The organism is Pseudofrankia saprophytica (assembly GCF_000235425.2).
GTDB classification, from domain to species: Bacteria; Actinomycetota; Actinomycetes; order Frankiales; family Frankiaceae; genus Pseudofrankia; species Pseudofrankia saprophytica.
In genome coordinates this window covers 6949655-6967150 of sequence record NZ_KI912266.1, presented here as the reverse complement: position 1 = coordinate 6967150, position 17496 = coordinate 6949655, and the positions used below count along the sequence as shown (strand labels likewise).

Annotated in this window: 15 protein-coding genes; 9 read left to right on the top strand and 6 right to left on the bottom strand. The window is 73.2% G+C overall.

What is annotated here, in order from left to right; translation table 11 throughout:
* Nucleotides 1–5: 5 nt before the first annotated feature.
* The 3 genes from FRCN3DRAFT_RS0229365 to FRCN3DRAFT_RS0229355 are packed head-to-tail and all read right to left on the bottom strand — an operon-like array spanning nt 6 to nt 3426.
* Nucleotides 6–1124: an NDMA-dependent alcohol dehydrogenase gene (locus FRCN3DRAFT_RS0229365; RefSeq protein WP_007515111.1), complete on the bottom strand. Its 1119-nt coding sequence runs from the start codon at nt 1122–1124 to the stop codon at nt 6–8.
* Between the two features lie 56 nt (nt 1125–1180).
* Complete coding sequence (locus FRCN3DRAFT_RS0229360) at nt 1181–1903, bottom strand: EthD domain-containing protein (protein WP_007515112.1); 723 nt, start codon at nt 1901–1903, stop codon at nt 1181–1183.
* Complete coding sequence (locus tag FRCN3DRAFT_RS0229355) at nt 1900–3426, bottom strand: aldehyde dehydrogenase (protein ID WP_007515113.1); 1527 nt, start codon at nt 3424–3426, stop codon at nt 1900–1902. Before FRCN3DRAFT_RS0229355 ends, FRCN3DRAFT_RS0229360 begins: the two co-directional genes overlap by 4 nt.
* A 287-nt stretch (nt 3427–3713) precedes the next feature.
* Between FRCN3DRAFT_RS0229355 and FRCN3DRAFT_RS0229350 the strand changes: the two genes are divergently transcribed.
* From FRCN3DRAFT_RS0229350 to FRCN3DRAFT_RS0229340, 3 genes are all read left to right on the top strand, one after another.
* A complete protein-coding gene (locus tag FRCN3DRAFT_RS0229350) occupies nt 3714–4730 on the top strand; it encodes an LLM class F420-dependent oxidoreductase (protein WP_007515114.1) in 1017 nt (338 codons plus the stop codon).
* Nucleotides 4731–4917: 187 nt separating this feature from the next.
* The gene (locus FRCN3DRAFT_RS0229345; RefSeq protein WP_007515115.1) at nt 4918–5412 is read left to right on the top strand and encodes a hypothetical protein; all 495 of its coding nucleotides are present in this window, start codon (nt 4918–4920) and stop codon (nt 5410–5412) included.
* A 59-nt stretch (nt 5413–5471) separates the two neighbouring features.
* Complete coding sequence (locus FRCN3DRAFT_RS0229340; protein ID WP_232794189.1) at nt 5472–6440, top strand: COG1361 family protein; 969 nt, start codon at nt 5472–5474, stop codon at nt 6438–6440.
* Nucleotides 6441–6556: 116 nt separating this feature from the next.
* On the opposite strand, the gene FRCN3DRAFT_RS0229335 is transcribed toward FRCN3DRAFT_RS0229340, so the two are convergent.
* The gene (locus tag FRCN3DRAFT_RS0229335; protein WP_035925364.1) at nt 6557–7519 is read right to left on the bottom strand and encodes a TIGR03619 family F420-dependent LLM class oxidoreductase; all 963 of its coding nucleotides are present in this window, start codon (nt 7517–7519) and stop codon (nt 6557–6559) included.
* A gap of 98 nt (nt 7520–7617) precedes the next feature.
* Here FRCN3DRAFT_RS0229335 and FRCN3DRAFT_RS0229330 point away from each other — a divergent pair, with 98 nt between their 5' ends.
* From FRCN3DRAFT_RS0229330 to FRCN3DRAFT_RS0229320, 3 genes are all read left to right on the top strand, one after another.
* Entirely contained in the window at nt 7618–8610 is a 993-nt protein-coding gene (locus FRCN3DRAFT_RS0229330; RefSeq protein ID WP_007515118.1) for a hypothetical protein, read from the top strand.
* 417 nt (nt 8611–9027) lie between these two features.
* A complete protein-coding gene (locus tag FRCN3DRAFT_RS0229325; protein ID WP_007515119.1) occupies nt 9028–10260 on the top strand; it encodes a cytochrome P450 in 1233 nt (410 codons plus the stop codon).
* Nucleotides 10261–10355: 95 nt separating this feature from the next.
* A complete protein-coding gene (locus tag FRCN3DRAFT_RS0229320) occupies nt 10356–11237 on the top strand; it encodes a hypothetical protein (protein ID WP_131803555.1) in 882 nt (293 codons plus the stop codon).
* A gap of 54 nt (nt 11238–11291) precedes the next feature.
* Here the strand turns inward: FRCN3DRAFT_RS0229320 and FRCN3DRAFT_RS0229315 are convergent, their stop codons facing one another.
* Nucleotides 11292–12047 (bottom strand): sulfite exporter TauE/SafE family protein, encoded by a 756-nt coding sequence (locus FRCN3DRAFT_RS0229315; RefSeq protein WP_007515121.1) that lies wholly within the window; start codon nt 12045–12047, stop codon nt 11292–11294.
* Between the two features lie 366 nt (nt 12048–12413).
* On the opposite strand from FRCN3DRAFT_RS0229315, the gene FRCN3DRAFT_RS0229310 reads away from it, so the two are divergent.
* The 3 genes from FRCN3DRAFT_RS0229310 to FRCN3DRAFT_RS0229300 all read left to right on the top strand — a co-directional run bounded on the left by FRCN3DRAFT_RS0229310 (nt 12414) and on the right by FRCN3DRAFT_RS0229300 (nt 16080).
* Nucleotides 12414–13532, top strand: a complete 1119-nt coding sequence (locus tag FRCN3DRAFT_RS0229310; RefSeq protein ID WP_232794188.1) for a nitronate monooxygenase — start codon at nt 12414–12416, stop codon at nt 13530–13532.
* 175 nt (nt 13533–13707) lie between these two features.
* Nucleotides 13708–14952, top strand: a complete 1245-nt coding sequence (locus FRCN3DRAFT_RS0229305) for a flavin reductase (RefSeq protein WP_007515123.1) — start codon at nt 13708–13710, stop codon at nt 14950–14952.
* Nucleotides 14953–14988: 36 nt separating this feature from the next.
* Nucleotides 14989–16080: a Gfo/Idh/MocA family protein gene (locus tag FRCN3DRAFT_RS0229300; protein ID WP_007515124.1), complete on the top strand. Its 1092-nt coding sequence runs from the start codon at nt 14989–14991 to the stop codon at nt 16078–16080.
* Here FRCN3DRAFT_RS0229300 and FRCN3DRAFT_RS0229295 read toward each other — a convergent pair.
* Complete coding sequence (locus tag FRCN3DRAFT_RS0229295) at nt 16077–17432, bottom strand: MFS transporter (protein WP_232794187.1); 1356 nt, start codon at nt 17430–17432, stop codon at nt 16077–16079. The genes FRCN3DRAFT_RS0229300 and FRCN3DRAFT_RS0229295 overlap by 4 nt on opposite strands.
* Nucleotides 17433–17496: the final 64 nt, after the last annotated feature.

Here is a 17496-nt window from a genome sequence, read left to right as displayed (position 1 = left end):
CTCCGTCAGCTCACGTCGTGGACGATGACGCCGCGGATGTTGCGGCCCGACAGCATGTCCGCGTAGCCGGTGTTGATCTCCTCCAGCGGGTAGCGGTTGGTGATCAGCTCGTCGAGCTTGAGCTGGCCGGAGCGGTAGAGCCGGAACAGCGTCGGCAGGTCCGAGCGGGCGTTGCACGCGCCGAACAAGGTGCCGCGCAGCTCCTTCTGGAAGATCGCCAGGTCGAACAGGGACAGCTTGACGTCGCTGTCCTGGACCGGCGACACGCCGGTGACGACGACCCGGCCGCCCTTGGAGACCAGCGCCATCGTCGGCGCGATGTGCTGGTCGCCCTTGACGACGCCGACGGTGATGATCGCGGCGTCGGCCATCACCCCGTGAGTCAGGTCGCGCACGAGCGCGGTCGCCGCCTCCAGGTCGGCCGCCGCGTGGGTGGCGCCGAATATCTTGGCGGCATCCCGCTTGGACTCGACCGGGTCGACGGCGATGATCCGCTCGGCGCCGGCGATCCGCGCGCCCTGGACCGCGTTCATCCCGACCCCGCCGGCGCCCACCACGACGACCGTCTCGCCGGGGACGACCCGCGCGGTGTGGACCGCGGAGCCGTAGCCGGTCGGCACGCCGCAGGAGACGAGCGCGGCGACGTCCATCGGGATGTCATCGTCGATCTTGACGACGCTGCGCTCGTGCAGCACGGCGTACTCGCTGAAGGTCCCGAGGAAGCAGATCGCCGCGCAGTCCTGGTCGCGGGCGTGGAACCGGGCGGTGCCGTCCACGCCGTAGCCCATCATCAGGTTCGCGCCGAGGTCGCACAGGTTCGAGCGGCCGCTCGCGCACCAGCGGCACTGGCCGCACGACGGCATGAACGTGCAGATCACGTGGTCGCCCGGGGCGATGCTCGTGACCCCGGGCCCGACGGACTCGACGACGCCGGCGCCCTCGTGACCGCCGACGATCGGCGTGCCGGCGCCCATGTCGCCGGTGCGCAGGTGGTCGTCGGAGTGGCACATGCCGGAGACGTGCCAGCGGACCAGCACCTCGCCGGCCTTCGGCGGGTCGAGCTCGATCTCCTCGACGGTCCAGGGCTGGTTCAGCTCCCACATCACCGCTGCCTTGGTGCGCATGGTCCGTCAGACCTCCTCATCGCCTGGGAGGCCTCCGGAGGTGCGATGGAAGATCATCATCGCACCTCCTTTGGCCATTTCTGCACGTACTCGCCGAGTAGATAAGTGTTCGGACGGTAACGGGCCGCTGTGGCGTCCGGCAGCGTCACGAGATCGACGGCGTGCAGCGGCGGGGCGCCCGGGCTCAGCGTGTCGAGCACCCGGTAGCGGACGGCGCCGGGGATGGCGTCCGGGCCGTCCGGCTCGTCGGCCGCCTCCTCGCCCGTGTCGTCGGTGAGGAAGAGCCGGGCGAGCACGACGCCGGGCGAGCGTCCGCGCGCCCCCACCGCGCCGGCGGCGGCCTCGGCCGCCCCGGCCACCGCGCCCGGGGGCTGCGTGGCCGTCTCCGCGGGGACGAGGATCTCGCGGCTGACGCGGTACATGTGGAAGCCGTCGAGGAAGCTCGCCGCGTCGTCGATCACGGCCTTCCAGTTCTCCGCCGAGTCCCAGCCCTTCGCCGGGTCGACGAACGCGTCGACCGACTCGGTGTGGATCTCGGTGACCGCGTCCAGCGGCAGCGGCCCGTGGCCACCCTCGACGAGGCGCACGACGTAGCGGCCGGTGGCCGTCGAGTGCGCCACGCTCATCGGGGCGTGCACGCCGAGGTAGTGGTCGCGGAACTGGTCCTCGGACACGCCAGCCTTGCGGGTGAACAGGAACAGCAGAACCTCGCCGGCGGACGGCTCCTTGGAGCCGGCCCCGCCGGCGCCGGCTAACGCGCCGGCCCCCTCGCCGCTCACGCGCCCGCCCCGTCCCTGCTCGCTGCGTCCGTACCCGCTGCGTCCGCGGCCGCGCCCGCCTCGGCGGCTGGTGCCGGCGGGGTCCAGCCGGCCGGGAGGTTCACCGACTGGTACTCCAGGTAGGCCGACAGGCCCTCGGGCCCCAGCTCGCGGCCGAGCCCGGACTCCTTGAAGCCGCCGAACGGCGCTGAGTTCTCCAGCATGAACGTGTTGACGTTGAACGTTCCGGTGCGGATCCGGGCCGAGATCTCCAGGCCCCGGTCGGTGTCCGCCGTCCAGACCGAGCCGGACAGGCCGTAGCGGGAGTCGTTGGCGATCGCCACCGCCTCCTCGACCCCCGAGTACGGGATGACCGACAGCACCGGGCCGAAGATCTCCTCCTGGGCGATCCTCATGCCGTTGTCGACCTCGGTGAACACGGTCGGCTCGACGTAGAAGCCCCGATCCAGCTCGGCCGGCCGACCGCCACCGAGCGCGACCTTGGCGCCGGCCTCCCGGCCGGCCGCGATGTAGCCCTCGACCCGCTCACGCTGGCGGGCGGCGATCAGCGGGCCCACCTCGGTCGCGGGGTCGAGCGGGTCGCCGACCTTCATCGCCCCGACCTTGGCCACGAGCGCCTCGACGATCTCGTCGTACCGCTCCCGGGGCGCGAGCAGCCGGGTCTGCGCGACGCAGGCCTGCCCGTTGTTCATCAGCGCCGCCGGCAGCAGCGCCGGCAGGGCCGCCTCGATGTCGACGTCCGGCAGCAGCAGCGCGGCGGACTTGCCGCCGAGCTCGAGCGTGCAGCGGGCCAGCCGCTCCCCGCAGATCGACGCGATCCGCCGCCCGGCGGCCGTCGAGCCGGTGAAGCTGACCTTGTCGACGCCCGGATGGCGGACGAGGTGCTCGGCGACCTCGCGGTGCGCCGGCACGATGCTGACGACGCCCGGCGGCAGGCCGGCCTCCTCGACGGCCTCGGCGAGCAGCCAGGCCGACAGCGGCGTCTCCGGCGCCGGCTTGATCACGATCGTCGAGCCGGACGCGAGCGCCGGGCCCAGCTTGAGCGCGGTGACGTAGAGCGGCACGTTCCACGGCACGATCGCCCCGACGACGCCGATCGGCAGCCGGCGGACCAGGGCGGGGCCGAGCATCCCCGCGCGCACGTCGGTGAACGCGAACGTCCGCGCCAGGTTCGCGAAGTAGTCCAGCGCGAACGTCGTCGAGTACACCTGCCCGAACAGCGCCCAGCTCACCGGGCTGCCCATCTCGGTGCTGATCGTGCGGGCGACCTCGTCGGCCTTCGCGGTCAGCGCCGCCGCGATCCGCCCGATGGCGTCCGCCCGCTCGGCGGGCGACATCCGCGGCCAGGGGCCGTTGTCGAAGGCGTCCCTGGCCGCGGCGACCGCGGCGTCCAGGTCGGCGGTGGTGCCCTCCGGCACCCGCCCGATGGTCTGTTCGGTGTGTGGCGAGACCACGTCGATGGTGCCGGTCCCGGCGGGCGCCACCCACGCGCCCCCGATGAACAGCCGGTCGTGGACCTGCATCGTCGCCTCCGTCCGCCGGTCGCCCGGCGCCGCTGGGTCGGTGTCGTCCGGGATCTGGCGTCGTCGCGGTCACGCGCGTGCCCCGGCTGGACGAGTGGCCTGGCTCACTGGATCGGACGCCCGAAAACTAGTACGAGTTCTAGAAATCCGCAATGCTTCCAGTCGGCCAAAGGAGGCGCGAAAATGCTCTTCCTTCGCGCCTCCGGCGGCCCGGTTACCAGAGGCACTGATGGCCCGTCAGCCAGGGGACACGGCCGGCCGGCTGGACGCGACGACAGGAGGACGCGATGACCGCGGACCTGAAGCTGGGCCTCAACCTCGGCTACTGGCCAGCGAGCCCGCCGCCCGGCCAGCTGGAGCTGGTCAAGGAGGCGGACGCCTGCGGCTACGACTCCCTGTGGACCGCCGAGGCCTGGGGCTCCGATGCCGTCACCCCGCTGGCCTGGTACGGCGCGCACACCAGCCGGATCAAGCTGGCCACCGGCCTGATCCAGCTCTCGGCGCGCACCCCGGCCTGTACGGCGATGACCGTGGCCACGCTCGACCACCTCTCCGGCGGGCGGGTGATCCTGGGCCTCGGTGTCTCCGGGCCGCAGGTGGTGGAGGGCTGGTACGGCCAGCCGTTCCCCCAACCGCTCGCCCGCACCCGCGAGTATGTCGGGGTCATCCGCAAGGCGTTGGCCCGCGAGGAGCCGGTGACGAACGACGGCCCGCACTACCCGCTGCCCTACCCGGGCGGCACGGGCCTCGGCAAACCGCTGAGGATGATCGTCCATCCGTTGCGCGGCCGTGTCCCGATCTACCTCGGTGCCGAGGGCCCGCGCAACGTCGCGCTCGCCGCCGAGATCGCCGACGGCTGGGTCCCGATCTTCTACCACGCCGAGCGCGGCCCGAAGGCCTACGCCGACGTGCTCGAGGGTGCTCCGCCCGGGTTCGAGATCGCCTGCCCGGTGACGGTGACCGTCACCGACGACGTCGCGGCGGGGCTCGAGGTGGTCAGGTGGACGCTCGCGTTCTACATCGGCGGGATGGGTGCGAGGACGGTGAACTTCCACCTCAACCTGATCGGCCGGCTCGGCTACGCCGACGAGGCGGCCGAGGTCCAGCGCCTCTTCCTCGCCGGCGACCGGGCCGCCGCCGCGGCCGCCGTGCCCGACGACCTCGCCGACGGCATCGCCCTCGTCGGCCCGCCCGCTCGCATCCGCGAGCGCCTCCAGCTCTGGCGTGACTCCCCGGTGACCACCCTGCTCGTCGGCGGCGTCAAGGACCCGTCCCACCTGCGCGCCCTCGCCGACCTGCTCTGACGGCCGTTCCAAGGTCCCGGATGCTCCGGGCCACAGGGCCGGAACACACGGTCACTTGCTGCCCTTGAATAGTTACTCAGAGTGATAATCCTCGAGGAGCGTGATCCAAATCCGGCTCGTTTCGCCGACTTTGCGATGTCCAAAGAGGTGTGCTTTGCGTAGAACTGTCCCCATCTTTGCAGGTTCCGTGATTCTCGCCGCCGCAATGGCGCTGCCGGCCAGTGCGGCTGGTTCTGGAGACACCGCGGTCACCCTTGAACTCACGGGTGGAACGCTGGACATCACCGTGCCAACCTTGCCGGTGAGCCTTGGCATCAAGCCCGTGACGGATTCGTCCGCCAGCGGCCCGCTAGGCCCGGTGACCGTGACCGACAACCGCAGCGCGGACCCCGCCGCCTGGGCGGCGTCGGTCTCGGCGACACCGTTGCAAAACGGGACGCATGTCCTCAGCGCGTCGTACGACACCGGAGTGGTCAGTTCCACGGGAATCCCGATCAGCCAGTGGACCATCAACACGCCGGTGACGCTCACACCCAACCCGCAGCAGATCGTGACGCTCAATCCGACCTGGCCTGGTGGCGGTAACAACACCGCGACGTGGGATCCCACGATTACCGCGACGATTCCGCCCAACGCCACCGCGGGGACGTATAGCTCGGTCGTCACCCACTCGGTCATCTGACGAGACGACATCCGGCTGTGTACAGCGTGCGACGTGTTCTCACCGCACTCGCAGTGGTCGTGGCCGGGACTCTGATCCCGGCCACGACCGCGCTCACCCAGCCCGCGCGGGCCAGTGGTTCCACGTCGGGAAGCGTCGGGATCCGCCTGGTCGACGTGCCGGCTGACGATGTCGACGACCCCCGCGCGCGGCTCTACATCGTCGACTACCTCAAACTCGGTGCCGTGATCCACAGGCGAGTCGAGGTCACCAACAAGTCCGACGCCGAGGCGCACGTGTCGATCTACCCCGGAGCGGCGTCCGTCAAGAACGGATCGTTCGACGTCGCTCCAGGACATACCCCCAACGAGCTGACGAGCTGGATGAGCCTCGACCGGCACGTCCTGACCCTGCCGCCCGGTGCGTCGGCACCTGTCACCGTGACCATCGCGGTACCTCGGGACGCCTCCCCAGGCGAGCGCTACGCCGGCATCTGGGCCGAGGTCGCCGCCTCCTCCACACCGGAGCAGAGCAAAGGCATCCTCGAAGTCAGCCGCGTAGGTGTGCGTGTCTACCTGGCCGTCGGCCCCGGCGGACCCCCTCCATCCGACTTCGTCATCGACAGGATCACCGCGAAGCGCCTGGCGAACGGCCGACCGGCCGTCACCACGCGGGTCCACAACACCGGCGGCCGCGCACTGGATCTCAGCGGCGATCTGACCCTGACCGACGGCCCCGGCGGACTCAGCGCCGGACCGTTCCCTGCCCGGCTCGGCACCACCGTGGGCACCGGTCAGGCCGGACCGGTCGAGGTGGTCCTCGACAGCCGGCTACCCGAGGGCAGGTGGACGGTCAAGATCCGACTCAGGAGTGGCCTTCTCGAACGGACCACTCAGGCCACCGTCACGCTGCCCGGCAGGACCGGCACCGACCCGGCCACCAGGACCTCCCGGCCTGGGCCCGTCCTCCTTGCCTCCCTGGCGGTCGTCCTGGTCGTGCTTGTTGGTCTGACATTCACCCTGCTGCGCCGGAAGCGCCGTTCAGACTGAAGCCGCGCCCCTGACCGAGGCCGGGAACCGGGGAGCATGGGACAGTAACGCGTCCCCAACGGCGTCACGGTGGCCGGCTTCGGCGAACCGGCGCGGGGCCGAGGGCTGGGCGGCCCTCAGCTGGTGAGGAGCGGCCCGACCTCGGCGCCGAACGCGGCGATCTGGTCGGTGAGCTCCGCCAGGGTGCGGCTGGGGAAGCGGACCTGCAGGTGGGTGACGCCGATCGCCGCGTACTCGCGCAGGTTCTCGGCGAGCTCGGCCGGCGTGCCGCTGACGCAGGGACGGTCGACCTCCCAGCCGGGCGTGCCGACGTACAGCCACTCCGTGACGGCGCCGACGGCCGCCGGCGCCTCGATCCCGGCGCCGGCCCGCTCCTTGGCGAACAGCTCCACCAGCGGGCGCATCTCGGCGCGGGAGGTGCCCTGGGGGAGCCAGCCGTCGTAGCGAGCGGCGCGGCGGACGGCGGCGGGAGCCGACCCACCGACCCAGATCGGTGGCCGCGGGGACTGGACGGGCCTGGGAGCCTGTCCCAGGCCGCCGCCGGCCGGGTCGGTGAGCGCGAACTCGTCGCGCAGCGCGGCGTCGACGTCCGTGAGGCTGGCGTCGAGGAGCTGGCCGCGGCGGTGGAAGTCCACGCCCAGCGCGGCGAACTCCTCGGGGACATGGCCGGCACCGACCCCGACGATCAACCGGCCGCCCGAGAGCGCGTCCAGGGTGGCGAACGACTTCGCCGTCACCAGCGGATGGCGGTAGGTGACGTTGAAGACGTGGGACAGCAGGCGGGTACGCGTCGTCTGGGCCGCGAGCCAGCCGAGCGTGGCGACGGTGTCGTACCAGACGGTTCCCATCGCGGCGGCGAGCCGGCGGGGGATCGCGACGTGGTCGCACACGCCAACGTAGTCGAAGCCGGCCGCGTCGGCTGCGGCGGCGACGGCGGCCAGCTCGGCCGGACCCGCCGCGCGCTCCCACGGCTCGGCGAACAGCGCGCTCTGCGCCTGGACGGGCAGCTGCATGCCGTAGGCGAGCGAGCCGGGAGCTGGGGTGGCGGCGGGCGCCGGCTGCGGCGCGGTCGAGGTCACGGGCACTGGAGTCTAGAAGATTTTCTGACGGGTCGACAGATTCCGGCCGCGGTGGTGGCCTAGGCTTGCCCGCTGCCAGCCGACAGGAGGGATCCGCCATGACGACCACCAGCGAACCCGGCAGGATGGCCACACCCGCCGACGCCGAGCCCGGCGCGGCCGGAACCGGAGCCGGAGCCGGTCAACCGGTGACCGTGACGAGGGACCCGGCCGAGCCCGTCGCGTGGGCCGACCCGGACCCGGCCTACACCGGGCTCGCGGCGGTCGGGCCGTACGCGGTCGACATCGGCTCGGCGCTGATCACGATGGTCGAGCCGCGGCCGGGCCACGAGCACGCCTACAACCGCTGGTACGAGGACGACCACTTCTACGCCGGCGCGATGGCGATGCCGTGGATGTTCGCCGGCCGCCGCTGGGTCGCCCCCCGCGACCTGCAGCTGCTGCGCCGCCCGGCGGACTCCGTGATCGCCCAGCCGGTCACGAACGGCTGCTACCTCGCGGTCTACTGGATCACGAAGGGCCGCCAGGAGGAGCACATGCGCTGGACGGTGGCCACCAACCAGCGCCTTCTGCCGGACGGGCGGGTCTACCTGGACCGCGACCACATCTTCACCGCGTTCCAGCGCTATCTGGGGGCGTCGTATCGGGACGCGTCGGGGCCGGGCGGGCCGTCGAGGCCGCGCGACGTCCACGCGCTCGACTACCCGTACCAGGGCCTGGTGGTGGAGGTCGTCGACGCGCCGGCCGAGGCCGCCGAGCCGGGCGGCACCGGGGTCGCGGGTGTCCTCGAGTGGCTGCGGGCCGAGCGGGCCCCGCGGGTGCTGGGCGTGCCCGGCGTCGCGATGGGCCTGTACTTCACGCCGCTGCCGCTGCCGGAGAACCGGATGTCCTACGTCAAGCAGGTCGAGGGGCTCGGCCGGCGGGTGACCGTGCTGTGGTTCCTGGAGTCCGACCCGCGCTCGGTGTGGGGCGAGGCGTTCGGGCGCGCGGCCGAGGAGGCCGAGGCCGGTGGCGCCGGCCGCCTCGAGCTCGTCGCGCCCTTCGTCCCCACGCTGCCCGGCACCGATACCTACGTCGACCAGCTCCGCTGAGCTCACCGCCGCCCGGCCCGGCTCGCGGCCGCTCGGCCCAGGTCGCGGCCGTTCCTGACGACCTGTCATTTCTCATGGTCTGATCGGCTGATTCGCCGTCGCCGAGGATCCCACCCGGGCACCGCCGGGCCGGAGCCTCGGCGACGCCGCTTTGGGGCCAGGGTGCTCGCCGTCCGGGTCGCGACCCACGGCCTGGGCGGACGCCCACTCCCGCGTCCATCGCCTCTTTACAGAATTTCCCTTCACTGAAAGGCGCGTTGGGGGTTGGCAACTTTACAAACTTGTCCCAGACTGAAAGTCCCGTAGGGCACGCAACCTGACGGGTGCTCAGGTCAGGTCGCCCCCACTGCCCTGCCGCCAGCACCTGCCAGCCCTGCCTGCCCCGCCCGGCCGGTCGCGCCGTACCCGGAGGTCCCCATGGCATCGCAGATCAGCCTCGACACCATCGACGTCTACGACCCCGAGCTGTACGTCACCGGTGTCCCGCACGACCAGTTCGCCGTGCTGCGAGCCGAGGCCCCGGTCTTCCACCATGCCGACCACGAGCTGCCGGAGGGGTTCTGGGCTCTGACCAGGCACGCCGACGTCACGTACGTCTCCCGCAACCCGGAGATCTTCTCCTCGCACCGGCAGACCTGCTTCCTCAACGAGCAGGATCCGGAGCGGTTGGCCGAGCAGCAGCTGATGATGGTCAACATGGACCCGCCGGACCACACCCGGCTGCGCGCCCTGGTCAACCGCGGCTTCACGCCGCGCACCATCGGCCGGCTCACCGACAAGATCCAGAGTGCCTGCGACACGATCGTGGACAAGGCGCTGGCGGCAGGCACCGGAGACTTCGTGGCACTGTGCGCGGCCGAGCTGCCCCTCGTGGTCATCGCGGAGCTGATGGGCGTCCCGAACGCCGACCGCTACAAGCTCTTCGAATGGTCGAACCGAATGCTCGCGGCCGACGACCCGGAGCTCAGCCCGGCCCCCGACGAGGGCCTGGTGGCCGCGATGGAGGCGTACGCCTACGCCAACGAGCTGGGCAAGGCCAAGCGAGGCTGCCCGGTCGACGACATCGTCAGCAAGCTGGTCGTCCCGGACGAGAACGGCCTCTCGCTCTCCGAGCTGGAGTTCGACCTGTTCTTCATCCTGCTGATGGTCGCCGGCAACGAGACCACCCGGAACGCGATCTCCGGTGGCATGCAGGCTCTGATCGACTTCCCGGAGCAGTGGGAGCGGCTGCGCGCCGACCCGGACCGGATGGCTCGCCTCGCCGCCGACGAGATGGTCCGCTGGGTGAGCCCGGTGATGGGCTTCCGGCGCACCGCCACCCGCGACGTCGAGCTCTCCGGCCAGCTCATCAGGGAGAACGACAAGGTCATCATGTACTACACGGCGGCCAACTTCGACGAGACGGTCTTCGAGAACCCCTCGGTGTTCGACATCGGCCGCGACCCGAACCCGCACGTCGGCTTCGGCGGCGGTGGCCCGCACTTCTGCCTGGGCCGCCACCTCGCGCAGTTGGAGATCGAGATCATGTACCGGACGCTGGCCCGTCGCGTCGCCCAGGTCGTGCCGACCGCCGCGCCGCGCCGCCTCCGCTCGAACTTCATCAACGGCGTCAAGGAGATGCAGGTCCGCCTCGTGGCGGCGGAGCACTGAGCGCGCCCCGCCCTCGGTCGCTGGGCGCCTGAACGCGGAGACCGACCGTGAACAAAGGCCCAACAGTTCGTGGCGACCTGTGTCAACATCACGACATGAGGTCGTTGGGTGACGCACTTGCGGTAATGGTCGCCTGCGGCGAGGGGTGGCCGTCCGTCCATGCCGAGCTGGTACGCCGCTACGACCCGGGCACGATCGCGGACGCGCGCCGCGCGGCGTTCGTGCGTGACCCCAGGGCCAGGACCAGCGGCGAACCAGCCACGAGCGGCGGCCAGGGCGCGGCCGACGACGGCCTCGGCGACTGGGACGCGTCGGGCTCCGACTGGGAGTCGATTCTCGACGCCTGGGCCGCGGATCTCGGCGACGCGGGAACGCCCAGCCTCAGCGGCGGGGGAGCGGCCTCGCGCGTCCCGGGCGGGGCAGCGCCGGCGGCGTTCGTGCCGGTGCCCGCCCCGCCCGCCCGCGGCGAGGACGCCACCGACCCGGTGGTCCGTCGCGGCCGGCTGCTCGCCGCCGACGGCAGGCTGCGGGTCGAGTGGCCCGACGAGGACGAGGTGACGGTCGTCGTCGGCGAACACTGGCGCCGCCGCCGCGGCGAGGCCGTCAGCGGCACCGGGACCGTCGGGGAGGCGGGCCCGCCGCGGCGGCCCGGCCTGATCGTGCGCGAGCAGCTGCTCGTCCGGCCCTGGCTGCTGCTGTCCTGGCTGCGGCCGAGGCTGGTCGCGTCGGTGCACGTCGGTGGCCGGCCCTCCACCCGCCTCGCCATGGTGCCCCGCCCCGGCCCGCGCCCGCCGGCGCTCGAAGGGCTCGCCGACGGCGCGCAGCGCTTCGACGTCGTCGTGGACGACGAGACCGGCGTCATCGTCGAGCTCGCGGCCTACTACCTCGGCCGGCTCGCGGAGCGCTGCGCGCTGCGCCGCCTCACCATCGGCGACACCCCCGACCCCCGCCTGTTCGACCTGACCGCCCTCGGCTGACCGCCCGCGCCGGCCGGCCTGCCTCGGCCGGGGGCCCGTCTCGGCGGGCAGGCCTCAGCCGGCGCGGTAGGCGTCGACGCCGAGGCTGACGGCCAGGCACAGGGCGGCGGCGGACACGGCGAGCCGGACGGCCGTCGCGGGCAGGACGCGGACGATCGCCGGTCCGACGGTTCCGCCCACGAGCAGCCCGGCCGCGAGGGCCCCGGCCGCCGCCCAGTGCACCGGGGCGGCGAGCGCGAACGCGACGGCCGCGAGCAGGTTCGCGAACCCGCCGGACACGGTCTTGACGGCGTTCACCCGGGCCAGCGGCTCCGGCAGCGCCACCGCGAGCACGGCCAGCAGCGCCACCCCGCCGCCGGCGCCGAAGTAGCCGAGGTAGACACCCACGCCGAGCACCGCGGCGGTCACCGGGAGCCCGCGTTCGTCGATCACGCCGGTCGGCCTGCTCACCAGCCGCGGCTGCAGCGCGAGCAGCACCGCGGCGCCCGCGATCAGCCATGGCACGGCCAGCCTGAACACCCCCGGCGGCGTCGTCAGCAGCAGTGCCGCGCCCGCCGAGCCGCCAAGCAGCGTCAGCGTGCCGTACCGCAGCACCCGCCGCGTCTGGCCGGCCAGCTCCGGCCGGGAGCCGGCGACCGCGCCGACGGCGACGCAGACCAGGGCGACCGTGTTGGTGACGTTGGCGTCCAGGGGGCGCAGCCCGGCGGCGAGCAGCGCCGGGTAGGAGACCAGCGACGCGAGTCCCACCGTTCCGGTGATCCCGGCCAGCACACCGGCGACGACCAGCAGCGCGAGGTCGGCGGTGCTCACCGCACCGGCCCGGCCGAGGCGCGCCGGAGGCCGGGACGAGCCAGCCGGTCTGGCATCGACAAGGACCGGCGTGGCACGCGGCGACGCTATCCGCCCACCGGACCTCTTCCCCAGGCCGCGACGTGGATGTGAGCAACGGATCCGGGCGCGGGTCCGGGCGCGGTCACGGCTGTCGCCGTCGGTTCGGCTTGCGTCTGAAGCCCGCCGCCTAAAAAATAGAACTGGTTTCAATTCGGGCTGAAAGATGCTTGTATGCCTACACCGACGGGCGGCAGGTGCGGAGGAGCCCGCCGCCCGCGACTGGAACCGCAGGCCATGGGCGACGGCCCGGTGGGCCCAGCCCCCAGGTAACCGAACGAAGGGGTCGTGGTGCGAACACCCATCTGTGACCGGCTCGGCATCGAGTTCCCGATCTTCGCGTTCTCGCACTGCCGCGACGTCGTCGCCGCGGTGAGCCGGGCAGGCGGGTTCGGGGTGCTCGGCGCGCTGGCGTTCAACGCCGAGGAGCTCGAGGTCGAGCTGTCCTGGATCGACGACCACGTCGATGGCAAGCCCTACGGCGTCGACATCGTCATGCCGAACGCGTACATGGGCAAGGGCGAGGGTCTCACCCGGGAGAAGATCTCCGGTCTCGTGCCGGCGGAACACCGGGCGTTCGTCGACTCGGTGCTCGCCGAGTACGGTGTCCCACCGCTGCCCGAGGACGCCGAGGACGGCCGTGACATCAAGGCCGCGGGCCTCGCCGTCGACCTCGAAGGCCCAGGCCAGGTCGAGGTGGCGCTCAAGCACCCGACCCGCCTGCTCGTCAACGCGCTTGGCCCGCCGCCGAAGGAGGTCGTCGACCGGGCGCACGAGCACGGCATCCTGGTCGGCGCGCTGGTCGGCAGCCCGCGGCACGCCGTCAAGCAGGTCGAGCAGGGCGTCGACATCATCGTGGCGCAGGGCACCGAGGCCGGCGGGCACACGGGCGAGATCGGGACGATGGTGCTGGTCCCCGATGTCGTCGACGCCGTCGGGCCGAACATCCCGGTGCTCGCGGCCGGCGGGATCGGTTCGGGGCGCCAGATGGCGGCGGCGCTCGCGCTCGGCGCGCAGGGTGCCTGGACCGGCTCCATCTGGCTCACGGTCGCCGAGGCGGACACCAACCTGGCCGCCGTCGACAACCTGCTGAAGGCGACCTCGCGGGACACCGTCCGGTCGCGCTCGATGACGGGCAAGCCCGCTCGCCTGCTGCGCAACGCCTGGACGGACGCCTGGGAACGGCCGGACGCGCCGAAGACGCTGCCGATGCCGCTGCAGGGCGTGGTCTGGGCCGAGGCCGCCCGCCGGTTCACCCGGGCCGGCACGCCTGAGCTCAACGGGTTCCCGGTCGGCCAGATCGTCGGGCGGATGAACGCCCGCCGCCCCGCCGCCGAGGTCGTGCACGGCCTGGTGGAGGAATGGATCGCGACGACCCAGCGGCTGTCGGGCCTGATCGAGGAGTAGGACGGCCGGGTCCCGGCCTGGCGCGAGGCCAGGCCGGGACCCGTGGCCGGTCACACCGACCTCCGGCCGGGACATCGCCGCTCGGGACATCGCCGCTCGGGAAGCGGCGCCCGCCGCATGATGGCGTCTCTTCGGTCTTCTGGGAAACGACGAACGTCGCAGGGAGCTGAGCCTGATGGCACCGCAACCGCCGAACGCGATCGACGCCGGCTGGTTCCGGCAGGTGCTGGGGAACTTTCCCACCGGCGTGGCCGTGATCACCGGCCTCGACCGGGACGGCGCGCCCGTGGGGCTCGCGGTCGGCTCGTTCTCGTCGGCGTCGCTGGACCCGCCGCTCGTCGCGTTCTTCCCGGATCGCCGGTCGAGCAGCTGGCCGCGCATCGCGGCCACCGGCCGCTTCTGCGTGAACATCCTCGGCTACGACCAGGAGTCGGTCTGCCGGACGTTCGCCGTCAGCGGCGGTGACAAGTTCGCCGAGCTGTCCTGGCGGCCGGCGCCGTCGGGGGCGCCGATCCTCGACGGCGCCGTCGCCTGGATCGACTGCGACCTCGCGGCCATCCATCCGGCGGGCGACCATGACCTGGTGCTCGGCCGGGTGCGGGTCCTCGACGTCGGCCGATCGGCGTTGCCGCTGGTCTTCTTCCAGGGCGGCTACGGCCGGTTCTCGCCGCTGTCGCTCGCCGCCTGGGAGGGCGACCTCGCCGTCCAGCTGCGTACCGCCGACCTCGCCCGCCCGCAGATGGAGGAGCTGGCCGCCCGGCTCGGCGCCGAGTGCGTGGCCAGCGCCGCAGTCGGTGACGAGATGGTGCTGGTCGCGAACGCGGCCCCCGGCTCGTCGCCGTCCGGCGAGCTGCCGACCCGGGTCGGGCAGCGCATCCCGTTCCTGCCGCCGCTGGGCACGGCGTTCGTCGCCTGGGCGGGCGAGCTCGCCCGGCGCGCCTGGCTGGACCGGGCGGGCCGGGACTGCCCGCCCGGCACCGCCCAGGCGCTGGAGGCGACCCTCGCCGAGGTCCGGGCCGCCGGCTACGCCGTCGGGCGGGGAGCCGGCTGGCACGGCGAGCTGAACACCGTGCTGGCCAAGGCCGACCCGACGGACCCCGCGGACCCCGGCCACGACGCGGTGCGCCGGCTGATCCGCGCCCTTCCGCCCGGCTACGAGTCGCCGTCGGCGCCGCCCTGGCCCGGCGGTGGCCAGCCGGGCCTCGAGAACGGGCGGGCGGCTCCCGGCGGCCAGGAGGACGAGCTGCGCACCGTGTCCGTGCCCGTGTTCGGCCGTGACGGGACAGTGGTTCTGGTCCTGACGCTCATCGGTGTCCACGGCCCGCTCGGCGCCGCCGCCACTGGCGAGGACCCGGTCGCGGCCCTGCGCGCCGCCGCGACCACCGTGACCACCGCACTCGGCGGCCCCCACCCCGGCTGAGGACACCCGGGCACGCGCTGGAGCAGGATGGCCGACGTGGAAGAGCCCTCAGCGTCGTCGTCACCGTCCGCGCCGGCGAACCTCCCGGCCGCCGGCCCGCGGTTCCGGTGGGGTATCGCGGGCACCGGCATGATCGCCAGGGAGTTCGCCCGCGACCTCACGCTGGTCGAGGACGCCGAGCTGGTCGCGGTCGGCTCACGCGGCGCCGCGAGTGCCGAGGCCTTCGGCGCCGAGTTCGCCGTGCCGCGCCGTCATGGCAGCTACGAGGCGCTCGCCGCGGACCCGGACGTCGACATCGTCTACGTCGCCTCGCCCCACCCGGCCCATCTCGCGCACACGCTGCTGTTCCTCGGCGCGGGCAAGCACGTCCTCTGCGAGAAGCCGCTCGCGCTGAACGCCGCGCAGGCCGGCGAGATGGCGGCCGCGGCGGCCGCCGCCGGCCGATTCCTGATGGAGGCGGTGTGGAGCCGGTTCACGCCGGGCTACCGGGTGATGCGCGACCTGATCGGGAACGGTGAGATCGGCGACGTGCTGCTGGTCGAGGCCGAGTTCGGCTTCCGCGCGCCGTTCGATCCGGCCCACCGGCTGTTCGACCCGGCGCTCGGCGGCGGCAGCGTGCTGGACATCGGCATCTACCCCGTGCAGTTCGCCCACCTGCTGCTCGGCGCCCCGGACGACGTCACCGCCGGCGGCATCGTCGGCTCCACCGGGGTCGACGAGCATGTCGTCGCGGTGCTGCGTTACGACGCGGGCGCCCTCGCCGTCGCGACGTCGTCGCTGCGGGCCGACCTGCCGGGGACGGCCCGGGTCACCGGCACCCGCGGGTCGCTGGAGTTCCCGGCGTCGATGTGGGCACCGGAGGTGCTGCTGGTGCGTACCCGGGCGGCGCCGGTCCGCATCGGCGGCGAGGCGGACGGCTCAGCCGGCGAACGCAGGATCGAGACGCCGCTGACCGGGATCGGCCTGCATTACCAGGTGCGCCACGTCCACGACCGGCTGCGCGCCGGCCACCTCGACAGCGACGTGATGCCGCCGGCCGAGAGCATCCGAGTCGCGACCACCCTCGACCGCGTCCGCGCCGTCCTCGGCGTCCGCTACCCGGGCGAAGCCCCGATCCTCGCGCCTTAGGGCCGGGATCGCGGGGTGCCGGGCGCCGCGGCCGCCGCGCTCGCCGCGCGCTCGGACCGGCTGGGGCGGTCCACCCGTACGGCGAAGATGACGATGGCGGCGACGAGCAGCGGCCCGCAGACCAGCAGGCCGGCCTTGGGGCCGATCAGGGTCCACAGCCCGCCCGCGGTCAGCGTCGCGAACACCCGGCCGCCGCTCTGCAGCCCGGCGAGCACGCCGAACGCGGCGCGCCGCGAGTCCGGGCTGGTTAGCCGGGCCACGCCGGTGAACTCCGCGGTGTCGACCGCCCCGGCCGCGGCCCCGGCGAGCAGGAGGCAGAGCACCACGATCGCGTCGTCGCCCGCGCTGGCCCACGCCAGGCCGATGTAGGCGCCCAGGAGGCTCAGCCCGCCGGCGGCGAGCACCAGGCTCGCGGCGGCGCGGTCCGTCAGCCGGCCCGCGACCACCGCGCAGGCGGCGGCGCTGAGCTGGTAGAGCCCGTAGCAGAGGGCTACTCGCTGGACGACGGGCAGCGCCTCGCTCACGCTGACGATCTTCGAAGCTCGCAGCAGGAGCAGCACGACCGCGATGTTGGACGCCTCGTAGCAGACGATCCCGAGCAGCAGGATGCCGAGCGGCCCGCCGCGCAGCTTCGTGATCTTGATCTGGGTGGGGGCGGGCGGCGGCGCGTCGGCCCGGGTACGCCGCAGGCCGAGGATGCTCACCACCACCGCCAGGGCGACGGGAACCAGGGCGTAGCCGATGACGCCGCGGGTGTCGGTGACCTCCAGCAGCACCGCCACCAGCAGCGCGCCGACCGCCGCGCCGAGCGCGCCGATGGACCGCTCGAACCCGATCCGCCGGCCGAGCTGGTGCGCCGGGGCCGCCGCGCTCGCGTGCTCCTCGAGCGCGGGCGTCCCCAGCCCGCGCGCCGCCCAGGAACCGGCCCGGCAGGCGCCGGCCTGCCAGAGCACGCTGCTGGCGGCGAGGAACCCGGCCGCGAGCGCGAGCCCGGTCGAGCCGGCGAGGTCCAGGAACCCGCGCAGCCCCGGCTGCCGGTCGGAGAGCTGGTTGCGGCCGTACCTGGCGGCGGCCGATCCGGCGCGGCCGGCGGCCTCCACCCCCGCGAGCGCGAACGGCGCCGCCCCGAGCGTGCGGCCGAGGAACGGGGCGGTGACGGCGGTCATGCTCTCCAGCCCGACCGTCGAGAGCAGATAGGGCAGCCGCGACGGGCCGCGCACGGCTGCCTCACCGGCGGCCCCGGGAGTCGCCCCCGACAGCGCCGGAGCCGGCGCCTTCGGGTCGGGCAGCACCCCGCCGGTCGGAACTACCTCACCAGGATGGCCGAAAGCATCGGCGGGCGGAGCGGACACGCCATGATCTTAGGCGCGGACGCGACACCGGAACATCCGGAAATCCCCTGCCCCGAGCCGCGCA